16 protein-coding genes are annotated in these 18,096 nt (G+C 66.2%); 9 read left to right on the plus strand and 7 right to left on the minus strand.

Going from position 1 to position 18,096, the window contains the following annotated elements:
• The first annotated feature begins 423 nt into the window (after nucleotides 1–423).
• The 4 genes from QA639_RS03750 (at nucleotide 424) to QA639_RS03765 (ending at nucleotide 1,910) form a co-directional block, all read left to right on the plus strand.
• Nucleotides 424–828, plus strand: coding sequence for a DUF3597 domain-containing protein (locus QA639_RS03750; protein WP_198400151.1), 405 nt, complete (start codon nucleotides 424–426; stop codon nucleotides 826–828).
• A 77-nt stretch (nucleotides 829–905) separates the two neighbouring features.
• On the plus strand, nucleotides 906–1,190 hold the full coding sequence (locus tag QA639_RS03755) for a hypothetical protein (RefSeq protein WP_157343511.1): 285 nt from the start codon (nucleotides 906–908) through the stop codon (nucleotides 1,188–1,190).
• An 82-nt stretch (nucleotides 1,191–1,272) separates the two neighbouring features.
• Nucleotides 1,273–1,692 carry a large conductance mechanosensitive channel protein MscL gene (mscL, locus tag QA639_RS03760; protein ID WP_028335905.1) on the plus strand — a complete coding sequence of 140 codons (420 nt, stop codon included), beginning with the start codon at nucleotides 1,273–1,275 and terminating at the stop codon, nucleotides 1,690–1,692.
• A 50-nt stretch (nucleotides 1,693–1,742) separates the two neighbouring features.
• Nucleotides 1,743–1,910, plus strand: coding sequence for a hypothetical protein (locus QA639_RS03765; protein ID WP_168857300.1), 168 nt, complete (start codon nucleotides 1,743–1,745; stop codon nucleotides 1,908–1,910).
• A gap of 40 nt (nucleotides 1,911–1,950) precedes the next feature.
• Here QA639_RS03765 and QA639_RS03770 read toward each other — a convergent pair whose 3' ends face one another.
• Together QA639_RS03770 and QA639_RS03775 are read right to left on the minus strand one after the other, a co-directional pair.
• On the minus strand, nucleotides 1,951–2,769 hold the full coding sequence (locus QA639_RS03770) for a class I SAM-dependent methyltransferase (RefSeq protein ID WP_057018929.1): 819 nt from the start codon (nucleotides 2,767–2,769) through the stop codon (nucleotides 1,951–1,953).
• Nucleotides 2,756–3,220, minus strand: coding sequence for an Rrf2 family transcriptional regulator (locus QA639_RS03775; protein WP_157343513.1), 465 nt, complete (start codon nucleotides 3,218–3,220; stop codon nucleotides 2,756–2,758). The genes QA639_RS03770 and QA639_RS03775 overlap by 14 nt, the downstream gene beginning before the upstream one ends.
• Before the next feature lie 341 nt (nucleotides 3,221–3,561).
• Here QA639_RS03775 and QA639_RS03780 point away from each other — a divergent pair, with 341 nt between their 5' ends.
• Entirely contained in the window at nucleotides 3,562–5,652 is a 2,091-nt protein-coding gene (locus QA639_RS03780) for a tetratricopeptide repeat protein (RefSeq protein WP_283090542.1), read from the plus strand.
• Nucleotides 5,653–5,659: 7 nt separating this feature from the next.
• Here QA639_RS03780 and QA639_RS03785 read toward each other — a convergent pair whose 3' ends face one another.
• Nucleotides 5,660–7,390, minus strand: coding sequence for an ATP-dependent Clp protease adaptor ClpS (locus tag QA639_RS03785; RefSeq protein WP_283089193.1), 1,731 nt, complete (start codon nucleotides 7,388–7,390; stop codon nucleotides 5,660–5,662).
• Nucleotides 7,391–7,703: 313 nt separating this feature from the next.
• Here QA639_RS03785 and QA639_RS03790 point away from each other — a divergent pair, with 313 nt between their 5' ends.
• The 3 genes from QA639_RS03790 to QA639_RS03800 all read left to right on the plus strand — a co-directional run bounded on the left by QA639_RS03790 (nucleotide 7,704) and on the right by QA639_RS03800 (nucleotide 12,210).
• The gene (locus tag QA639_RS03790) at nucleotides 7,704–10,049 is read left to right on the plus strand and encodes a mechanosensitive ion channel family protein (protein ID WP_283089194.1); all 2,346 of its coding nucleotides are present in this window, start codon (nucleotides 7,704–7,706) and stop codon (nucleotides 10,047–10,049) included.
• Between the two features lie 349 nt (nucleotides 10,050–10,398).
• Nucleotides 10,399–11,499, plus strand: coding sequence for an LLM class flavin-dependent oxidoreductase (locus QA639_RS03795; protein WP_018269514.1), 1,101 nt, complete (start codon nucleotides 10,399–10,401; stop codon nucleotides 11,497–11,499).
• Between the two features lie 156 nt (nucleotides 11,500–11,655).
• Nucleotides 11,656–12,210, plus strand: coding sequence for a flavin reductase family protein (locus QA639_RS03800; RefSeq protein WP_016847112.1), 555 nt, complete (start codon nucleotides 11,656–11,658; stop codon nucleotides 12,208–12,210).
• 213 nt (nucleotides 12,211–12,423) lie between these two features.
• Here QA639_RS03800 and QA639_RS03805 read toward each other — a convergent pair whose 3' ends face one another.
• The gene (locus QA639_RS03805) at nucleotides 12,424–12,900 is read right to left on the minus strand and encodes a hypothetical protein (protein WP_028335900.1); all 477 of its coding nucleotides are present in this window, start codon (nucleotides 12,898–12,900) and stop codon (nucleotides 12,424–12,426) included.
• Nucleotides 12,901–13,280: 380 nt separating this feature from the next.
• Here QA639_RS03805 and QA639_RS03810 point away from each other — a divergent pair, with 380 nt between their 5' ends.
• Nucleotides 13,281–14,036, plus strand: coding sequence for an SDR family oxidoreductase (locus QA639_RS03810; RefSeq protein WP_283089195.1), 756 nt, complete (start codon nucleotides 13,281–13,283; stop codon nucleotides 14,034–14,036).
• A 23-nt stretch (nucleotides 14,037–14,059) separates the two neighbouring features.
• Here the strand turns inward: QA639_RS03810 and QA639_RS03815 are convergent, their stop codons facing one another.
• The 3 genes from QA639_RS03815 to QA639_RS03825 all read right to left on the minus strand — a co-directional run bounded on the left by QA639_RS03815 (nucleotide 14,060) and on the right by QA639_RS03825 (nucleotide 17,994).
• A complete protein-coding gene (locus tag QA639_RS03815; protein ID WP_028335898.1) occupies nucleotides 14,060–14,464 on the minus strand; it encodes a hypothetical protein in 405 nt (134 codons plus the stop codon).
• Nucleotides 14,464–16,047, minus strand: coding sequence for a tetratricopeptide repeat protein (locus QA639_RS03820; RefSeq protein WP_283089196.1), 1,584 nt, complete (start codon nucleotides 16,045–16,047; stop codon nucleotides 14,464–14,466). Before QA639_RS03820 ends, QA639_RS03815 begins: the two co-directional genes overlap by 1 nt.
• Nucleotides 16,048–16,128: 81 nt before the next feature.
• Nucleotides 16,129–17,994: a sigma-54-dependent Fis family transcriptional regulator gene (locus QA639_RS03825; RefSeq protein ID WP_283089197.1), complete on the minus strand. Its 1,866-nt coding sequence runs from the start codon at nucleotides 17,992–17,994 to the stop codon at nucleotides 16,129–16,131.
• Between the last annotated feature and the right edge of the window lie 102 nt (nucleotides 17,995–18,096).

Below are 18,096 nucleotides of genomic sequence, written 5' to 3' on the forward strand. Positions count from 1 at the left end.
GAGGGTTGGGGTGAGGGGCGGTCTCCACAAATACGGTGATAGCGGCGTTTGCGGAGACTCCCCCTCACCCGCAACGCATCTAACGATGCGTTGCGACCTCTCCCCGCACGCGGGGCGAGGTGATCCTGAGCGCTAGGCTAGCTCGCGACACCGAACGCATGTCTGTGTCAGCCGTCCCGACTTCTCGGGGCTGGCGAATCGGGCCGGGACGGCTGACTTCATCGCACGTGGGGCGTACGATGAAAGGCTCTCGCGCGGCCGCAGAAAGCCGCACGCTTTCCTCGCCGACAGCACCACGCCGTCCCACACTCCGATAGTGACGATGGTCATCTTCCGCTCGGCCAATGGCCTGCCTATCGTCCGCCCCGTCACTGGAAAAAGCCACGGGACGAACGGTGTCTCGGGCGCACGGAGCGAGAGATCATGAGCATTTTTGGAAGCATCATGGGTGCAATCTTCGGCCACGGCGCCCAGGCCAAAACCGCTGAGAGCACGACGACGGCCGCGCCCGGCGCAGCGCCATCGGCGTCGACATCTGCATCCGCCGCGCCCGGCACGGCGGCGGCACAAACCGTCGACGTCGCCGCGATCGTCGACAAGGCCGCTGCGGCGACCGGCGAGAAGCTCGACTGGCGCAGCTCGATCGTCGACCTGATGAAGGCGCTCGGTCTCGACAGCAGCCTTGCGGCGCGCAAGGAGCTCGCGAAGGAGCTGCACTACGCCGGCGACACCAGCAACACCGCCACGATGAATGTCTGGCTGCATCAGCAGGTGATGGCCAAGCTCGCCGCCAATGGCGGCAAGCTGCCAGACGACATCAAGACCTGACGAGCCACCTCGAGCCGTGCGCGGCGCTCGCGCCCGCGCGGCTCCGAACGATGTGTATTGCGTGAGGAGCAGTTGCGATGACCTCATCTCATCCTGCCATCCTGAACAGGCCGCGCGCTGGTGTGGTGCGGTCCGCCGCATTGGTCGGCGCGGCACTCGGATTCGTCGCGCTGGCGCTCGGCATCCATGTCGCCATCGCCCGCGCGGATAATTCCGGCGACGAGCCGCGGCCGGAAAATGCGAATGTGCAGCGCGCCGCGCAGAACCCGCCGCCGGCCCGGGTCATCCTGCCGGCGCCATGGCAGCAGGCCGCGCCTGCGCAGCCGGTCGCGGCACCCGCGAAGCCGGCCGATCGCAAATAATCCTTCGCCCCCCCCTTTGGAGCGGCCGGCGATCCAGTCGCCGCGCCGTGCCACCGCATTGATTTGGAAAACAGGAGATCACATGCTGAAGGAATTCAGGGAATTCGCCATGAAGGGCAACGTCGTCGATCTCGCCGTCGGCGTGATCATCGGCGCGGCGTTCGGCGCGATCGTCTCGTCGATGGTGGCCGATATCATCATGCCGATCATCGGTGCGGTCAGCGGCGGGCTCGACTTCTCCAATTATTTCACCGCGCTGTCGAAGTCGGTGACGGCGACCAACCTGGCCGATGCCAAGAAGCAGGGCGCGGTGCTGGCCTGGGGCAACTTCCTGACCCTGACGCTCAACTTCCTGATCGTCGCCTTCGTGCTGTTCATCGTGGTCCGCCTCATGAACCAGCTCAAGCGCGAAGCGCCCGCGGCGCCGGCCGAGCCGCCGAAGCCGACCAAGGATCAGGAGCTGCTCACCGAGATCCGCGATCTCCTCAAGTCGCGCGCGTAGCAATCGCTGCGAATGCCACTGCGTACAGCCCCCAGCTCTGGAGCCTCACCATGCCAGATCAGGTCAAGCTGCCCCGAAAATTGTCGCAAGAGCCCGGCGGTGCAGAGCCGTTACGGCCGAGCCACCGGCGGGTCATCGAGGAACTCGATCGCTGGGCCAACAGTCCCGGCCTGCAGCCGCCGAGCGATGAAGAAAAGCCGGACGACGACAAGCGCTAGGCGGCCATGACCTCGCATGGCCGGATCGCGGCTGTTTCGGTCAAGCCCGCCGGGCCGTCGCGATCAGCGCGGTCGACGGAATCGCGAAACTGTCGCCGACCCGCCTGCGCTCGATCTCGGCGCGGAAGGCGCGCGCGACTGCGGCGCTCTGGTCTGCATCGAGCCCGCTCCAATGCGGCATGAACTCGAACAATTTGTCGACGTCGGCAGGATTGGCGACATTGAGTTTGAAGTCGTGGGTGATCTCGGCAATCGCCGGATCGGAGAAGCCGGCGGCGATGAGCGCAGCGGCGAGGCGGCCAGGGTCGGCGAGCTCGGCGAGACCCGTGCACGGCATCGGCGTGACATTGTCGGGGTAGAGCCGCCGGATGATCTGCGAGAGCAAGAGATGCACGGCGGCGCCATCGGCGCTTTTCCAGACCGCAATCGCCGCCGATCCGCCCGGTCGCGTCACCCGCGCCATCTCGCAGAGGCCGGCGCGCCAGTCCGGAAACAGCATCACGCCGAACACCGACACTGCCGCGTCGAACGCGGCATCCGGCAGATCGAGCGCCTGGCCGTCCATCTGTCGCGCCTCGATATTCGCCACACCATGCGCCCGGACCCGCGCCACCATGCCGGCGGAGAAATCGATCGCGGTGACCTCGGCTCCGGTGCGGGCGGCGGCCAGCGCCGCGGCGCCCGTGCCGGTGGCGACGTCGATCACCCTGGATGACGGGTCGATCGGAAGCGTTGCGACTGCAGCGTCGGCGAACAATGTCGTGAACGGCTGCGACTGCGCCTCATAGGCGGCGACCATTTTGTCCCAATGCGCGGGATCGTTGTACGGCAGAGGTTTCGCCTGCTCACTTGACTGCATGAATCTGGTCCTCGAGATTTTGCTTGTGTTTAGCGAGCCGGCGCTTGAAATCCTTCGCGAGCGCTTCGAGCGTCACCGCGCCGAGCCGCTTCAGGAACAGCGCCTCGACCTCGCGAAACGTGTCTCCGAGCGCGTCGTTGACGGCCTGTTCGACCAGGCAGCCGGGATTTTCCGAGCGATGGCCCATCGCAACGATCGTCGGCGCGCCGACCGCGCGATAGATGTCTGCGAGCGTGATGTGGGCGGGATCGCGCGCCAGCGTCCAGCCGCCGCCATGGCCCTTCTCCGAATGCACCAGACCCTGCTCGCGCAGCCCCGCCATCACACGGCGCACCACCACCGGGTTGGTGGCCATCGCCTGCGCAAGTTGCTCCGACGTCACGGGTTCGCCGGCTCCGATCATGTGGAGCAGGCCGTGCAGGACGTTGGACAGGCGGCTATCGCGGATCATGTAACTTCATATGTTACATGATGCGGCAAACGTCAAGAGGGGCGATGGCGGACAATACCGCTCCTGGTCGCCCTCTTACCTCTCCTTGAAAAGGGGAGGTCGCTTTGCTCGACAGAGCAAAGCGGGTGGGGATCAGCTCTCTCCACTTGCAGCGTCGTCCGCGGCTGACCCCCATCCCGACCTTCCCCCTTTCAGGGGGAAGGAGAAGAGATCAAGGCCAGCGCCTGAGCCGTGATTCCTCAATCGGAACTTCGCGTGCCGGATTTCGCGGCGGCGCCCGTTTAATCCGCATCGGGGACTTTGGCAGGGGCGGTATCGTGGGCAGCGTGGCGGTCGATCGGATGTTGCGGGATGCGGTGGCGCATTACGGCGCGGGCCGCGCAGTGGAGGCCGGCACGCTGTGCGGCGACATCCTCACCGCCCATCCCGACCATGTTCCGGCGCTGCATCTGTCCGCCGTCATCGCCTTCGTGACCGATCGTGCCGCGGAAGGTGCGCTGCTGCTGAACCGGGTGTTCAATCTCGATCCGGATCATGCACCGGCCTTCGCCACGCTCGGCGATGCGCTCGCCGTGAAGGGCGAGCACGAAGGCGCGGTGGCGGCGTTCGAGCGCGGCGTGACGCTGCGGCCGCAGGATGCCGGCCTGCACATCAAGCTCGGCGTTGCGCTGTGTGATCTGTCGCGCTTCGACGAGGCCGAGACCGCGTTCCGCCGTGCGATCGCACTCGATGGCGGCCTGACGCGGGCGCGGTTCAACCTCGCCGTCGCGCTGGCCGGGCAGCAGCGGCCGGTCGAGGCGGAACAGGCCTATCGCGAGGTGATCGCGCGCGATCCGGTCTACCGCGGCGTTTGGCTCAACCTCGGCAATGTGCTGACCGATCAGAAGAGGCACGAGGCGGCCGCCACGGCCTATCGCCTCGGACTTGCCGCGGATCCCGACAACGCCGGACTTCATTGCGGCCTTGGCGCGGCGCTCTATCGCCAGGGCTTGCTGGCGGACGCAACCCAGCATTATCGCCGCGCGATCGCGCTCGATCCCGGCAACATCGCGCCCCAGCGCCTGCTGGCGATGGTGCTGCACGAGGCGGGCGAGCGCGAGGAGGCCGTCCGCATCTATCGCCAGGTCTCGGCCCGCGACCCGTCCGATCACGTCATCCTCAACAATCTCGGCGCCTGCCTGTTCGAGCTCGGACAGGTCGACGACGCCATCGCCTGCGCCGAGCTCGCGCTGGCGCTGAAGCCGGACTACGCCGCCGCGCACACCAATCTCGGGATCATCTTCGAGGCGCGGAACCTGGTTGAGGCCGCGGTCGCCGCGCATCGGCGCGCCATCGAGCTCGAGCCGCTCTATGCCAAGGGCCACGCCAACCTCGCGGTCGCGCTGCGCAATGCCGGCGAGATCGATGCGGCGCTGATGGCCTCGCGCCGGGCGATTGCACTCGATCCCGAGCAGCCGCTCGCGCACTACAACCACGCGCATTTCCTGCTGATGAACGGCGAGTTCGAGGAGGGTTTTGAGGAGTATCGGTGGCGCCGCAAGACCAAGATGCTCAGCGACGGCGATCCCGTGTTCGACGAGCCGGAATGGCAGGGCGAGCCGCTTGCCGGACGTACGCTGCTGCTGTTTGCCGAATATGGACTCGGCGACGCCATCAATTTCGTCCGCTACGTGCCGATGCTGGCGGGCAGAGGCGGCCGGATCATTCTGCAGGTGCAGCCGGCGCTGGTCGCGCTGCTGCGGCCGATGCTGCCCGATGTCGCGGTGTTCGCGCGCGGCGAGCCGCTGCCGCCGTTCGATCGGCAACTGCCGCTGCTGAGCCTGCCGCGGATCTTCCGCACCACCGTCGAGACCATTCCTGCGGCGATACCCTATCTGCGGGCGGATGCCGGCAAGCTCGCGCGCTGGCGCGAGGCGCTCGCCGGCGTGACCGCGCTGAAGGTCGGCGTGGTCTGGGCCGGCAATCCCAGACACAAGGGCGACCGCCAGCGCTCGCTGCCGGCGGACGCCGTGCTGCCGTGGCTGGTCACATCGGGCGTGCAGCTCTACAGCCTGCAGAAGGAGCCGCGGCCTGACGATGCTCCGGTGCTGCGGGGCCTTGGCGCCGACATCATCGACCTCGCGCCGACGCTCGGCGATTTCGCCGACACCGCGGCAGCCTGCTGCGCGCTCGACCTCGTCATCGCCGTCGACACCTCGGTGGCGCATCTTGCCGGCGCGCTTGGCCGCCCGGTCTGGATGCTGTGTCCCTATGCGCTCGACTGGCGCTGGCTGCGCGACCGCTCCGACACGCCGTGGTATCCGACCATGCGACTGTTCCGCCAGGACAAGCCGCAGGCCTGGGACCGCGTGCTCGCGCGCGCGTCGGAAGAGCTTGCCCGCGTCGTTGCTGGCGAGCGGGAGTTGCTGCTGCCGGCTGCTCTTGCGGGTTGATCGGCGATCACCCCGCACTCATCCCCTGCGCGCCGCCGAGCAGCTTGGCGTTGAGCCGGCCGCCGTCGAACAGCATTTCGTTCACCGCGCCGTCGACGTCGGAGGAGGTGACCTCGCGGCCACCGTCCCTGACGATGCTGGCCTGGGCGAGACGGCGCATCAGCTCCTTGATGAAGGCAGCGCTGACGCCTTCGGTGCGTCGCACGGCGTCGTCGATGACGGGCTGCGCGAGCGGCAGGCCCTTGCCGTAAAGCCGGATCAGCTTGCCGCGTCCGGTCTCGTCGGGTAGCGGCACCTCGATCGCCTGGTCGATGCGGCCGGGCCGGCCGGCCAGCGCGCTCTCCAACTCTTCGGGACGGTTGGAGGTCAGCACGAACAGGATGTCGCAATCCTCCTTCAGGCCGTCCATCTCGTTGAGCAGCTTGTTGAGCAGTGATTCCTCGCACGGTCCGCCCATGTCCTCGCGGTCGCGTGCGATCAGATCGACGTCCTCGATCACGACCATGGTGGGCTGCAGCAGCCGCGCGAGGTTCATATAGGCGCCGAGCAGCCCGACCTGCTCGGCGGTGATGATCAGCGTGGTGTGATCCGACAGGTTGGTGGCGAGATAGCGAATGGTGTGGGTCTTGCCGGTGCCGGGCGGGCCATAGAGCAGGATGCCCTTGCGGGTCGACTGGCCGAGCTTGCGCAGCAGATCGCGGCTTTCGACAAAGCCGAGCACGTTGCGGTCGAGCAGCCGCAGCGTTCGGTCCGGCAGGATCACGTCATCGCGAGCGACCGTCGGCAGGCGATGCACGGTCAAGCCACGCGAACGTCCGCGATAATTGGCGTCATCCTCCAGTGACAGGATCTTGCCGCGATAGGATCGCGCCGCATGTACGGCGGCTTCCAGTTCGGCGAAAGTGCGCTGCACGAAAGCATTGCCGGTCGCCCCGGCGGGCAACGCAAGCTCGATTCGCAGCGACGGCTCGTGATTATATTCGCGATGGAAGGTCAGCAGCACGGCGTAGCGCAGTTCGCCGGTTCGGCACAGCCATAGTCCATTGGCGAGGCATTTCACCGGCTCGGCCTCGCCGATATCGACGTCGCGATATTGCGGCGGCGCGATCGCCGGTGCATTCCGGCCAGCCTTCATCAGCGCCGCGAAGTCCAGCGTCTCGTAGCGATATTCTTCATGGATGCCGAAGAAGTGGATCGGATCGGTGAACAGCTTGTCGATCGCGACCTGAACGTCGGCGCGCATGTGGCCCGGAAACTGTCGCGCCCGTGTCACGATCAGGTTGCGTGGCACGCCGGCGAAATGCCAGTCGAGCGCAACGTAAGCGGACCGAAACGTCTCGCCCGGCAATTCTTCCGAGCTGCGGCGTGCAGCGAGCAGGCAGTCGCTGCACAGCGACGCAGTCGTACCGGAGATCAGAATCTCCGTCACGGCCCTCGGGGCTTCGCAGAGATCGCAGGGGCGGCTGGCGTCGGCGGACTCCGTGGTGATCATCAACGGCTGGCCGTTGGAGCGGATCAGCCACTTCGCCGAGTTGAAGATTGCCCGAGCCACCGGTCCCGGATAGGGACCGCACGGAATGGCGCCCTTGGCCTCGATCAAGGCAGCGGAGGCAATGGCTTCCTGCTCGGATTTCCCGAACACCGTACGCAACAAATCCTGCACGAATTCCAGCGGGGTCTCATCGTCGTCGTGAATGAAGAGCCGTACCGGACCGTCGTCGCTAAACACGTCGTGCATGAGACCCCCGAAACGCAATTGGGAACAAAGAACAAAATAAGAACATCACGGCGGCTCCCGCGCGTCAAGCGAAAGATTCTGCCGCTTCATCCCTGACGTGTAGCGGGCCGATCGGCCGGGAACGCGCACTGGAAGTGTAAACGCGGCTCAACGCCTGTGACGATTGTGTTGCGGCAAATGCCAAGAGATGGCCGTCACAGCGGCAAACTTCCGACACACCATCGGGGCGAAAAGGAGTATCCGACATGGCGCGAGCGCGAGAGCAGATTCCTCCTAAGGGTTTGCGGTCGCGCAGTTATTTTATGAGGCCCTCGTGTCGCACAAACTTCGCCTTGCGCTGCTTCTCGTCTTCACTTTGTTCGTCTCTCCCGCGCTTGCGCAGCCGGCCGCCAAGCCGGCGCCGCCGCAACCCGCTACCGGCGACGCGCTGACGCCCGAGCAGGCGAAACGTGCGCTCGACACGTTGCAGGACGACAAGAAGCGCGGCGAGATCATCAACACCCTGCGCGCCATCGCCAATGCCTCGCCGCAGGCGGCGGCGCAGCCGGCGCCTGCGCCCGAGCAGCATTCGCCGATCCCGCTCACCGCCGACAGCCTCGGCGCACAGCTGTTGCTGATGGTGTCGGAACAGGTCGGCGAGATGTCGCGCGAGGTCACCGACGTCGCGCGCACGCTGACGCATTTCCCGGCGTTCTATTACTGGTTCGTGCGCACCGCCAACGATCCGGCCGCCTATGGCCTCTTGATCGACATCGCCTGGAAGCTGGCGCTGGTGTTCGGCTGCGCGCTCGCCGCCGAATGGGTGGTGTTCCGCCTGATCAAGCGGCCGGTCGCGTTCCTGGAAGCGCGGCTGCCGCAGACCGCGCGCGTGCCGGTGCAGACGCTCGCCAGCGTCGATCCGCCGTCGTCGGTTGCCGACGTCACGCCGGCGCCCGAGTTGCAGCGGCGCCGGCTCAGCCTGGCGCGGGCCTGGCAGTCGCTGGTCCGGCTGCCCTTCGTGCTCGGCCGCCTGCTGCTCGAATTGCTGCCGGTTGTCGTGTTCGGCGGCATCGCCACCGCGCTGCTCGGCACCGATATCGGCGATCAGTCGACCACGCGGCTCGTGATCCTCGCCGTCGTCAACGCCTATGTGTTCTCGCGCGTCCTGATCTGCGCGGTGCGCGCGCTGGCAGGGCCCTTCGGCCTGTTCCGCGTCCGTGCCGAGACCGCGGCCTATATCGAGATCTGGGCCCGGCGCATCGTTGCCGTCGGCGTCTCGGGCATCGCCTTCGCCAATGTCGCGCTGCTGCTCGGGTTGCATCGCGCCGGCTATGCCGCGCTGATCCGGCTCGTGATGCTGGTCGTGCATCTGTTCGTCGTCGTCATCATCCTGCAGTGCCGCCGGCAGGTCGCCGACGTCATCCGCGCCCCGGCCGATCGCATCGGGTTTGCGGCGCGGGCGCGCAACCGGCTCGCGGCGCTCTGGCATGTGCTGGCGATCGCGCTTGACCTCGCGCTGTGGGCGGTGTGGGCGCTCAACATCCGCAACGGCTACTCGCTGCTGCTGCAATATTTCGTCGGCACCATCGCGGTGCTCTTGGTCACCCGCCTCGTCACCATGGTGGTGCTGAGCCTGATCGATCGCGGCTTCCGCATCAGCCCGGAGCTGATCCAGCGCTTCCCGGGGCTCGAGACCCGCGCCAACCGCTATCTGCCGTTGCTGCGCAAGGTGGTCACGGCGGTGATCGCCTTCATTGGCTTCGTCGCGCTGCTCGAGGTGTGGGGCGTCGACGCCATCGTCTGGTTCTATGGCGGCCAGATCGGAAGCCGCCTGATCTCGGCGCTGGTGACGATCGGCATTGCCGCGCTGGCCGCGGCCGTGATCTGGGAAGTCGCCAATGCGCTGATGGACCGGCAGATCGACACCCTGTCGCGCGAGGGGCATTACGCCCGCGCCGCGCGCCTGCGCACCTTCCAGCCGATGCTGCGCACCGCGCTGTTCTGCATGATCGTCGCGGTGGTCGGGCTCACGGCGCTCAGCGAGATCGGCGTCAATGTCGCGCCGCTGCTCGCCGGCGCCGGCATCGTCGGCATCGCGATCGGCTTCGGTTCGCAGAAGCTGGTGCAGGACCTCATCACCGGGCTGTTCCTCTTGATCGAGAACACGGTGCAGGTCGGCGACAACGTCACGGTGTCGGGCCTCTCGGGCGTGGTCGAGAACGTCTCGATCCGTACCATGCGGCTGCGCGCCGGCGACGGTTCGGTGCACGTGGTGCCGTTCAGCGCGGTGACCACGATCACCAATGCCAGCCGCGGCGCCGGCAATGCCGCGGTCAGCGTCAACGTTTCCTACAAGGAGGACACCGACCGCGCCGGCGAGGTGCTGAAGGACATCGTCGCCCAGATGCGCGAGGAGACGGCGTATCGCGCGCTGATCCGCGGCGATCTCGAATTGTGGGGCGTCGACAAGGTCGACGGCTCCGTGGTGACCATCGTCGGCCAGATCCGCTGCACCGACGGCGGCCGCTGGTCGGTGCAACGCGAGTTCAACCGCCGCATGAAGCGGCGCTTCCAGGAAGAGGGCATCGAGATCGCCTCGATGGGCCAGACCATCCTGATGCAGCTTCCTCCACCCTCCGAGCCCGATACCAACGCTCAGCCGCGCCGCGCGGCGGGGTAATTTGTGCGCTTCACCTCGCCCCGCTTGCGGGGAGAGGTCGAATTCGAGCGAAGCTCGAATTCGGGTGAGGGGGAGTCTCCGCGAGAGTATCTGCTTCCGTGTGTGCGGAGGCAGCCCGAGTAAACAGCGGGAATGCTTGCCGGCGCGTCTCACCGTTGCGACACGTCTCGCGACGATGAGACGTCGTCAGCCTTCTCGCACCCGCCGACCGGCCGCAGCCGGCCGAAATCCGGCCGTTCCCACCCATTCCCTGCGACTTCCTCCGCTGGCACAGCGCTTGCTGATCGTCGTGCAATGCGCGGCAAGACGCATTGCATGACTGAACCCAACGCGAAGGAAGGAAACGCACATGGAGCTTGGCTATTTCACGATGCCCTCGCACCCGCCGGAGTGCGGATTGAAGGAGGGCCACGACTGGGACCTGCAGACGCTGCGCTGGCTCGACGAGCTCGGCTACCAGGAGGCCTGGATCGGCGAGCATCACACCGCTCCTTGGGAGCCGCATCCGTCGCCTGACCTGCTGGTGGCGCAGGCGCTGTTGCAGACCAAGAATCTGCGCATCGGGCCCGGCGGCTTCCTGCTGCCGTATCATCATCCCGCCGAGCTCGCGAACCGCGTTGCGATGCTCGATCATCTCTCGAACGGGCGCCTCAACTTCGGCGTCGCGGCCTCGGGCCTGCCGAGCGACTGGGCGATGTTCAATGTCGACGGCATGTCGGGCCAGAACCGCGACATGACCCGCGAGGCGCTCGAGATCATCCTGAAGATGTGGTCCGAGCCGGGACCCTGGACGCACAAGGGCAAGTATTGGACGGTGAGCAAGCCCGACACGATGTTCGACTTCCTCAAGCCGCACATCAAGCCGTTGCAGGGCCCGCACCCGCCGATCGGCGTCGCCGGCCTGTCGAAGAATTCGGACACCTTGAAGCTCGCCGGCGAGCGCGGCTTCATCCCGATGAGCCTCAACCTCAACCCGGCCTATGTCGGCAGCCACTGGGATTCGGTCGAGGCAGGTGCCGCCAAGACCGGCCGCAAGCCGAGCCGCAAGGACTGGCGGCTGGTGCGCGAGGTGTTCGTGGCGGATACCGATGAGGAGGCGTGGAAGCTGTCGACCGGCGACATGATGGGCCGGATGATGAGCGAGTACTTCCTGCCGCTGCTCGGCCATTTCGGCTTCAAGGACTATCTGAAGCACGCGCCCGACGTGCCCGACAGCGACGTCACTGTCGAATATTGCGCGCGCCGGAATTGGATCGTCGGCTCGCCCGCGACGGTCACCGAGAAGATCGAGAAGATCTACCGGGAGGTCGGCGGCTTCGGTGTCCTCTGTGTGTTCGGCTTCGACTACAAGCACAAGCCCGAAGCCTGGCGGCACTCGCTGGACCTGCTCAAGAACGAGGTGATGCCGCGGCTCAAGCATCTCGGCGCCGAGTTCGAGAAGGCTGCATGACAGCTGCGCGGGGTGCGGGGCTTGCCTCGCACCCCGCCTCGCATATCTTGAACGGAGTGTTTTTCACCGAAGCATGATCCGGACCCGGAGGGCCGCGTTGGCGCAAAGTGCGAAGCGGCTTTCCGAGCAGGATCATGCTCAAACAGGGTTTGCGGCATGACGGTCGACGCACAGAGTTTCAAGCAGGCGATGCGCCATTGCGCGGGCGCCGTCGCGCTGGTGACGGTCGGCTCCGAGACCGGGCAGCGCACCGGCCTGACCGTGACCTCGGCCTGCTCGCTGTCGGACAATCCGCCCTCGGTCCTGGTCTGCGTTAACCGTAACGCCAGCGCGCATCAGCGCATCCGTGAGGAGCGCCATTTCGTCATCAACTTCCTGAACGAGGACCACGCGCTGCTGGCGCTGACCTTCTCCGGGCAGAAGGGCGTCAACGGCGACGACCGTTTTGCGTTTGGGCGCTGGACCACCGGCGCCACCGGCGCCCCGGTGCTGGAGGATGCCGTCGCGGCGTTCGACTGCGTGCTGGCGCAGGAGCTCGAGACCAAGACCCATTCGATCTTCATCGGCGAGGTCCAGCACGTCCGCGCCGCGACCACGGTCGACCCGCTGATCTATCTGCGCTCCGGCTTCCAGAGCGTGCGCAACATCCACGATCCGGTCGAACTCGGCGACCTCGACGCGCGCCGCGTGAGCTGGAACGAGTTTTCCTGAAACGTACGGACATCTGCAAGGCGGACGGGTCCAGGCGACCGATCCTCTCTCGATCGTTTGAGGGCTGTCGGGCTGCGTCGCCTTGGAGGCGCAATGCTGACGACCCGTCTTGCGCCGCGCTTGATGGCTTCGGCCCGGCCATGCGACAGGTGGCCGGGCCAACGCCATGCGAGGCGTCGCTGTCCTTGCTGTGATCCTGCGGACGCTGCGCTGCTATGACCCCGGCGTTCTCACGACCAGTTTGATGTTCAGAAGATTGACCCCCTTGAACGGGTTCGGCGCGCTTTCGATCGTTCCTGTGCCCGTCGCATTCGCATAGGCGCCCGTGCCCGAGAGGATCGTATATTCGCCGTTTGACTTTCCGTCTTTGACCGCGCCGGTGTAGCGCGCCGTGATCGCGCCTTCTTCGAACGTGTAGGTGCTGTAACCGTAATAGGAGCCCGAGCCCTTCAGCATGTCTCCTGAATGGACGAACTCCTTCACCCCGATATGGCCATCACTGAAGACGGCGACACCAAAGAACTTGCCGGAAACGACCGTCTGCCCTTCGACGTTTGCTGCCTCGATGACCTTGACGTCGACAGGCTTGGTGACGAGCTTGAACTCGAGCACTTTCTCACCCGCTACGGCGGTCGACGCCGCAACGACGATTGCCACGCTGGAAACGAAAAAGGTGATAAAATTCCGCATCGACTCCTCCTGCGTTTGCTGAAATCAAATCAAGGAGTGCACAGCGGGCTATACGTCATGCCCAGCATTTGCGTTGCAGCACGAAAGAGAGCCCGCGGTGATATCCCGGCAGCGGCCGAAGCTTTCGGTACCCCAGCACGCTGGCTGGAACGCACGCGTTAGTCTACGCGACGGTAGAAGGTTCAGCAAGCGTAGCCACCAACGGCTCGCGCGCATCAGACGACAGACTCCGCGACATCAGAACTGCCGTGGCGTACTATAGCGTGGTTGCGTGTGAGAGAGCGACCGAAGAGGTAGCGCGACGTATCCATGACGATTGCCGCCGGCAAATCCGGCAAGCACGTCTCAAGAGATCTCGTCACCGACAAAGGAGTATCACCATGAAGATCGTTGTGATCGGCGGTACCGGACTGATCGGCTCCAGGACCACAGCCATCCTGCGCCAGCGCGGCCATGACGTCGTCGCGGCCTCGCCGAAGAACGGCATCAATGCGATCACCGGCGAGGGGCTGAAAGAGGCGCTGGCCGGCGCGGCGGTCGTGATCGACCTCGCCAATTCGCCCTCGTTCGAGAACAAGGCGGTGATGGAGTTCTTCGAGACCTCCGGCCGCAACCTGCTGGCGGCGGAGAAGCCGGCCGGCGTCAAGCACCATGTCGCGCTGTCGATCGTCGGCACCGACCGCACGCCCGAGAACGGCTACTTCCGCGCCAAGGTCGCACAGGAGAAGCTGATCGAGGCGTCCGGGATTGCCTACACCATCATCCGCGCGACGCAGTTCATGGAATTCGTCGGCGCGATCGCCGATGCGGGCGTGGTTGGCAACACCATCAGGCTCTCGCCCGGCCTGTTCCAGCCGATCGCGGCGGAGGACGTGTCCGCGCTCGTCGCCGATATCGCGCTCGAGCCGCCGCGCAACGGCATCGTCGAGATCGCAGGTCCGGACCGCGCGCCGTTCAACGAGATCGTGGCGCGCTATCTGAAGGCAAAAGGCGACCCGCGCGAGGTGGTGAAAGACCCTGACGCGCTTTACTGGGGCGGCCGGGTCGAGCAGCACTCGCTGGTGCCGCTCGGCGAGGCGCGCCTCGGCCGGATCGATCTGAACGAATGGCTGCGCCGCGCGCGGCCGGCGGCGTGACGGCCGAAGCCTAACTACAGCGCCTATTTGAGCCACACCAGCAACGGAACGGGCGCGCGTCCTTCGCAGGACAGCGTGCCCTCGTAATTGCGCGTCTTGCGGGCGCTGAAGGTGCAGGGCGCGCCGTCCAGCACCAGTTCGGCCGTGACCTGCGAATCCGCACCCGTGATTTGCAGCCTGATTTCTCCGGCGCGTTCGTCCGGCCCGTCCTGCGTGCAGATGCCCACATGCTTCATCTTGAGCGGTCCGGAGAACTGCCTCGGCGCGCCTGGCGCGGTTTCGGTGAGATGTCCGGTCAGCTCCCATTCGCCGAGCACGCCGGCCTGGCCGAGGATCTCCATCGCGCCGAGCGGCAGGGTATAGCAAAGCGATAGCGCAACGGCGCCGAGCAGCGCCGCTCCACCGTTGCGCCATGTCATCAGTGGCATCACAGCTTGCTTCCGGTCGTCTGGCGCAATTCGATCAGCTCCGGCCGCGACAGGTCGGCATCCGCGGTAAGCCGGGCAATCTGATCAGCGCATTCCCGGATCTTGGCCTGATCGCCGGCTGCCTTGGCGCTCTTGATCATGCCGAGATAAGTCGCCAGCCGGTTCGGCTCCTTCTTGAGCACGGCTTCATAGGCGGCGAGCGCCTCCCTGGCCATGCCGCGATCGAGCAGCATCGCCGCGTAGAGCTCGCGCGCCGGCGCCAGCGGTCCCGGGGTGACGGGATGCTTCTCGGTCTTGGCTTCCGCCTCCGCGGCGGCATTCATCGCGCTGAGCGCATCGTCGTATTTGCCTTCCGCGTACAGCACCCAGGCGCTCGCGATCTGCTGCTGGATGTCGACGATGTTGGACCAGTAGGCGTCCTTGGCGTCCTTCAACTTGTCGCGCAGCTCGACCAGCTTCGCGACATCGGCCTTGGCGGCGGCGGGGTCACCGGAGCGCGCGGCGCCGACCGCGCGGGCGAAATAGGTGATGGCATCCGCATAGGCGTATTTGGTCGGATGCACTTCAAGCGCGGCGGCTCCCTTCCAGTCGCCGCGTTCGAAGACATAGCGGGCCTGGCTTGCCGCCACCGCGAAGGGGCCGGCGAACCGGTCGAGCTTGAACTGAAGCTTGCCGAGCTCGTCGATCACCGCACGCGCTTCCTTGTCCTGGCCGAGCTGGAGATAGGCATAGACCAGATAGTCCATCGCGTGCGCCTGGTCCTGCTGTTCGCCGTCTTCCCTGGCGATGCGCGCGGATTCCTTGTTCGAGGCGATCGACTCCTTCCAGTAGCCGACGCGCGTGAAGATGTGCGACGGCATGTGCTGGGCATGCGGCGCGTGTTCGGCGATCTTGGCATAGCGCATCGCCGCGGGGAGGCCCTTCTCCGCGAGCGCCGGGTAGTCGTAGAGATGGATCAGATAGTGGGCGATGCCGGGGTGTTCGGGCTGGCGCTTGAAGATCGGTTCGAGCAGCGCCGCGCCCTTCAGCTGGTTGGCATAGGTCTTGTCGGCCGGGGACGCCGCGACGTTGAGCGTGATCGCATAGGCGATCTGCGCCTCGTCATCGTCGGCATAGTGCGTCGCGACCTGCTCTTCGGCCGCGAGGAAACGCTGCACGCGGGTGCGGTGATCGACCTTGTCGTAGTCGACATACATCGCCGCGATCGCATCGATGTATTCGCGCTCGCGCGGGGTGCCGGCATTCAGCGCCTGACCTTTTTTCGCGGCTTCAAGGCCGAGCGGAAGGTTTTCCGGTGGCGGCGGCGCGTGCGGATTGTAGAGATAGCTGAGCGCGATGCCCCAATAGGCGATGGCGCATTGCGGGTCGGCCTCCAGCACCTCCTCGAAGGTGCGCCGCGACGCGCTGTACCAGAACGAATGCTGATACAGCATGGCGCGATCGAACAGCTCCTGCGCTTCAGGCTTGCAGGATGTCACAAAATGCACTTTGCCCAATCGTTGCTCAGTGGAATCCGAGGCGGCAGGCTGCGAAATGGTCGCGGCAATGAGGCCAACGACCACAGCGAGGGGAAACCGTGTCATGGGACCCGCTCCGTGGCGTTGAATGAAAGGTGTATGATAGCACCCTTCAGGCGCCGCCGGAACAGCAGGGGCGGTTCTGGTCTAGCTGTCCAGCGCGATCCCCAACGCCTTGATCTTCCGGTACAACGTCGCGCGGCTGAGCCCGAGCGCCTTGGCCGCGTCCGTCACTCTTCCGTCATTGGCACGCAATGCATCGACGATCGCGGCGCGCTCGCTCGCGGTGTGATCGGCCTCCGCACCGCGTGCGCTGAACGGCGGCAGATCGAGATCCGCCTCGCTGATGACGCCGTCCTCCGCGGTGGCGCCGGCGAGCCGCAGCACGTGGCGAAGCTGGCGCATGTTGCCGGGGAACGGATAGGCCATCAGCTGCGCCCAGGCGTCGGTTGCGATGCGGCAGTGCGGCGCTTCCTCGTCGGCGATCTGTGCGATGACGTCTTTGCGGTCGGCGCGCTCGCGCAACGCGGGCAGGCGGATCTCCATGCCGCGCAGCCGGTAATATAGATCGGAGCGGAAGCTGCCGTCCTCCGCCATCCGCGCCAGATCGCGGTGCGTGGCGCTGATCAGGCGGATGTCGACGGCGACGGGCTTCAGCGCGCCGAGTGGCCAGACCTCGCGGTTTTCCAGCACGCGCAGCAGCCGGGTTTGCAGCGAAAGCGGCATGTCGCCGATCTCGTCGAGGAACAGCGTGCCGCCAGAGGCCTGCACGATCAGCCCCTTCGATCCCTCGCGCCGCGCGCCGGTGAAGGCGCCGGCCTCGTAGCCGAACAGCTCGGCGTCGATCAGGCTCTCCGGCATCGCCGCGCAGTTCAGCGCGACATAGTTGCGGCCGGCGCGGTTGCTCGCGGTATGGATGGCGCGCGCGAACACGTCCTTGCCGGCGCCGGTCTCGCCATGCAGCAGGATCGGCAGATCGAGATTGCCGACCGTCATCAGCCGCTTCACGCCCTTGATCAGCACGGGATCGCGGCCCGCCAGCCGGTGCAGGCCGGAAAACTGTCCGGCCGGCTTTTCGCGCGGCGGTGTGGATGGTGGACGCGGCGAACGCGCCCGCACCGGCGGCGCCAGATGGCCGCGTCCCCACGGCGTGCCGTCGGCGCGGCGCAGCGCGATCTGCTCGTCCGAGGCGCGTGTCGCGCGATCGTCCAGTTGAATGAGATGCGACAGGTCGATGCCGTCCTCGATCATCGCATCGGTCAGGCCGAACGCGGCGCGCGCGGTGCGGCACGCGCCGACGACACGGCGGTCGTCGTCATAGGCCAGCATGCCGTGCCCGTCGCCGGGCAGCATCGCGATCCAGGAGGCGCGGTAGCGCCGGCGGAAGAACGACTGCTCGATCCGCCGCGTTGCCTCCGTGGTGACGGCGAGCGCCAGTTCATGCGCGCTGCGGCCGAGATCGCTGCGGCACGAGGTGATGTTGACGGCGCCGGCGAGCCTCCCGGCATGATCGAACAGCGGTGACACCGCGCAGGTGAACATGTGCCACTGCTCGCGGAAATGCTCGTCGCCATGCACCAGGATCGGCCGCTGCTCGGCGAGCGCGGTGCCGAGCCCGTTGGTGCCCTCGAACGTCTCGGCGAAGTTCGAGCCGGTGTAGATCTTCCATTCCAGGAACATCCGCGCGTAGTCGCCGTCAGGCAGCCTGCTCACCAGCATGGTGGCGTTGGGATCGGCGAGATTGACGCAGTAGCCGGAGTCGTGAAGCACGCGGGCGAGGTCTTCCAGTTCCGGGATCGCGACCTGGATCAAATCCTCCATCGGCTCGGCGATGTGCCGGACCTCGGCCTCGGTCAGCGTCTGCGGCGGCCCGCGCCGGGCCGGGTCGAGGTTGTGATTGACCAGGCAGCGCCGCCAGGACGCGGCGATCCGCGTCTCGGTGTCGACGCCGGCCACCTGGTTGGCCGCCGACAAAACACGGGCGACGTGATTTGAGGCCGAAAGATTGGCCATCCAGAGGTCTCCACCCCTAATTTTCTGCGAAGTCTGGCAGCCCGCGGCCGAATGTCAATTGGCCGACGGGGTCGCGGGACGGCAACCTCCCCTTGAAAAGGG

Source organism: Bradyrhizobium pachyrhizi, assembly GCF_029714545.1.
GTDB classification, from domain to species: Bacteria; Pseudomonadota; Alphaproteobacteria; order Rhizobiales; family Xanthobacteraceae; genus Bradyrhizobium; species Bradyrhizobium pachyrhizi.

Bases quoted from the DNA above. Each gene is read 5' to 3' on its own strand.
- QA639_RS03750 (WP_198400151.1), top strand. From the start codon at position 424: ATGAGCATTTTTGGAAGCATCATGGGTGCAATCTTCGGCCACGGCGCC.
- QA639_RS03755 (WP_157343511.1), top strand. From the start codon at position 906: ATGACCTCATCTCATCCTGCCATCCTGAACAGGCCGCGCGCTGGTGTG.
- mscL (WP_028335905.1), top strand. From the start codon at position 1,273: ATGCTGAAGGAATTCAGGGAATTCGCCATGAAGGGCAACGTCGTCGAT.
- QA639_RS03765 (WP_168857300.1), top strand. From the start codon at position 1,743: ATGCCAGATCAGGTCAAGCTGCCCCGAAAATTGTCGCAAGAGCCCGGC.
- QA639_RS03770 (WP_057018929.1), bottom strand. From the start codon at position 2,769: ATGCAGTCAAGTGAGCAGGCGAAACCTCTGCCGTACAACGATCCCGCG.
- QA639_RS03775 (WP_157343513.1), bottom strand. From the start codon at position 3,220: ATGATCCGCGATAGCCGCCTGTCCAACGTCCTGCACGGCCTGCTCCAC.
- QA639_RS03780 (WP_283090542.1), top strand. From the start codon at position 3,562: ATGTTGCGGGATGCGGTGGCGCATTACGGCGCGGGCCGCGCAGTGGAG.
- QA639_RS03785 (WP_283089193.1), bottom strand. From the start codon at position 7,390: ATGCACGACGTGTTTAGCGACGACGGTCCGGTACGGCTCTTCATTCAC.
- QA639_RS03795 (WP_018269514.1), top strand. From the start codon at position 10,399: ATGGAGCTTGGCTATTTCACGATGCCCTCGCACCCGCCGGAGTGCGGA.
- QA639_RS03800 (WP_016847112.1), top strand. From the start codon at position 11,656: ATGACGGTCGACGCACAGAGTTTCAAGCAGGCGATGCGCCATTGCGCG.
- QA639_RS03805 (WP_028335900.1), bottom strand. From the start codon at position 12,900: ATGCGGAATTTTATCACCTTTTTCGTTTCCAGCGTGGCAATCGTCGTT.
- QA639_RS03810 (WP_283089195.1), top strand. From the start codon at position 13,281: ATGAAGATCGTTGTGATCGGCGGTACCGGACTGATCGGCTCCAGGACC.
- QA639_RS03815 (WP_028335898.1), bottom strand. From the start codon at position 14,464: ATGCCACTGATGACATGGCGCAACGGTGGAGCGGCGCTGCTCGGCGCC.
- QA639_RS03820 (WP_283089196.1), bottom strand. From the start codon at position 16,047: ATGACACGGTTTCCCCTCGCTGTGGTCGTTGGCCTCATTGCCGCGACC.
- QA639_RS03825 (WP_283089197.1), bottom strand. From the start codon at position 17,994: ATGGCCAATCTTTCGGCCTCAAATCACGTCGCCCGTGTTTTGTCGGCG.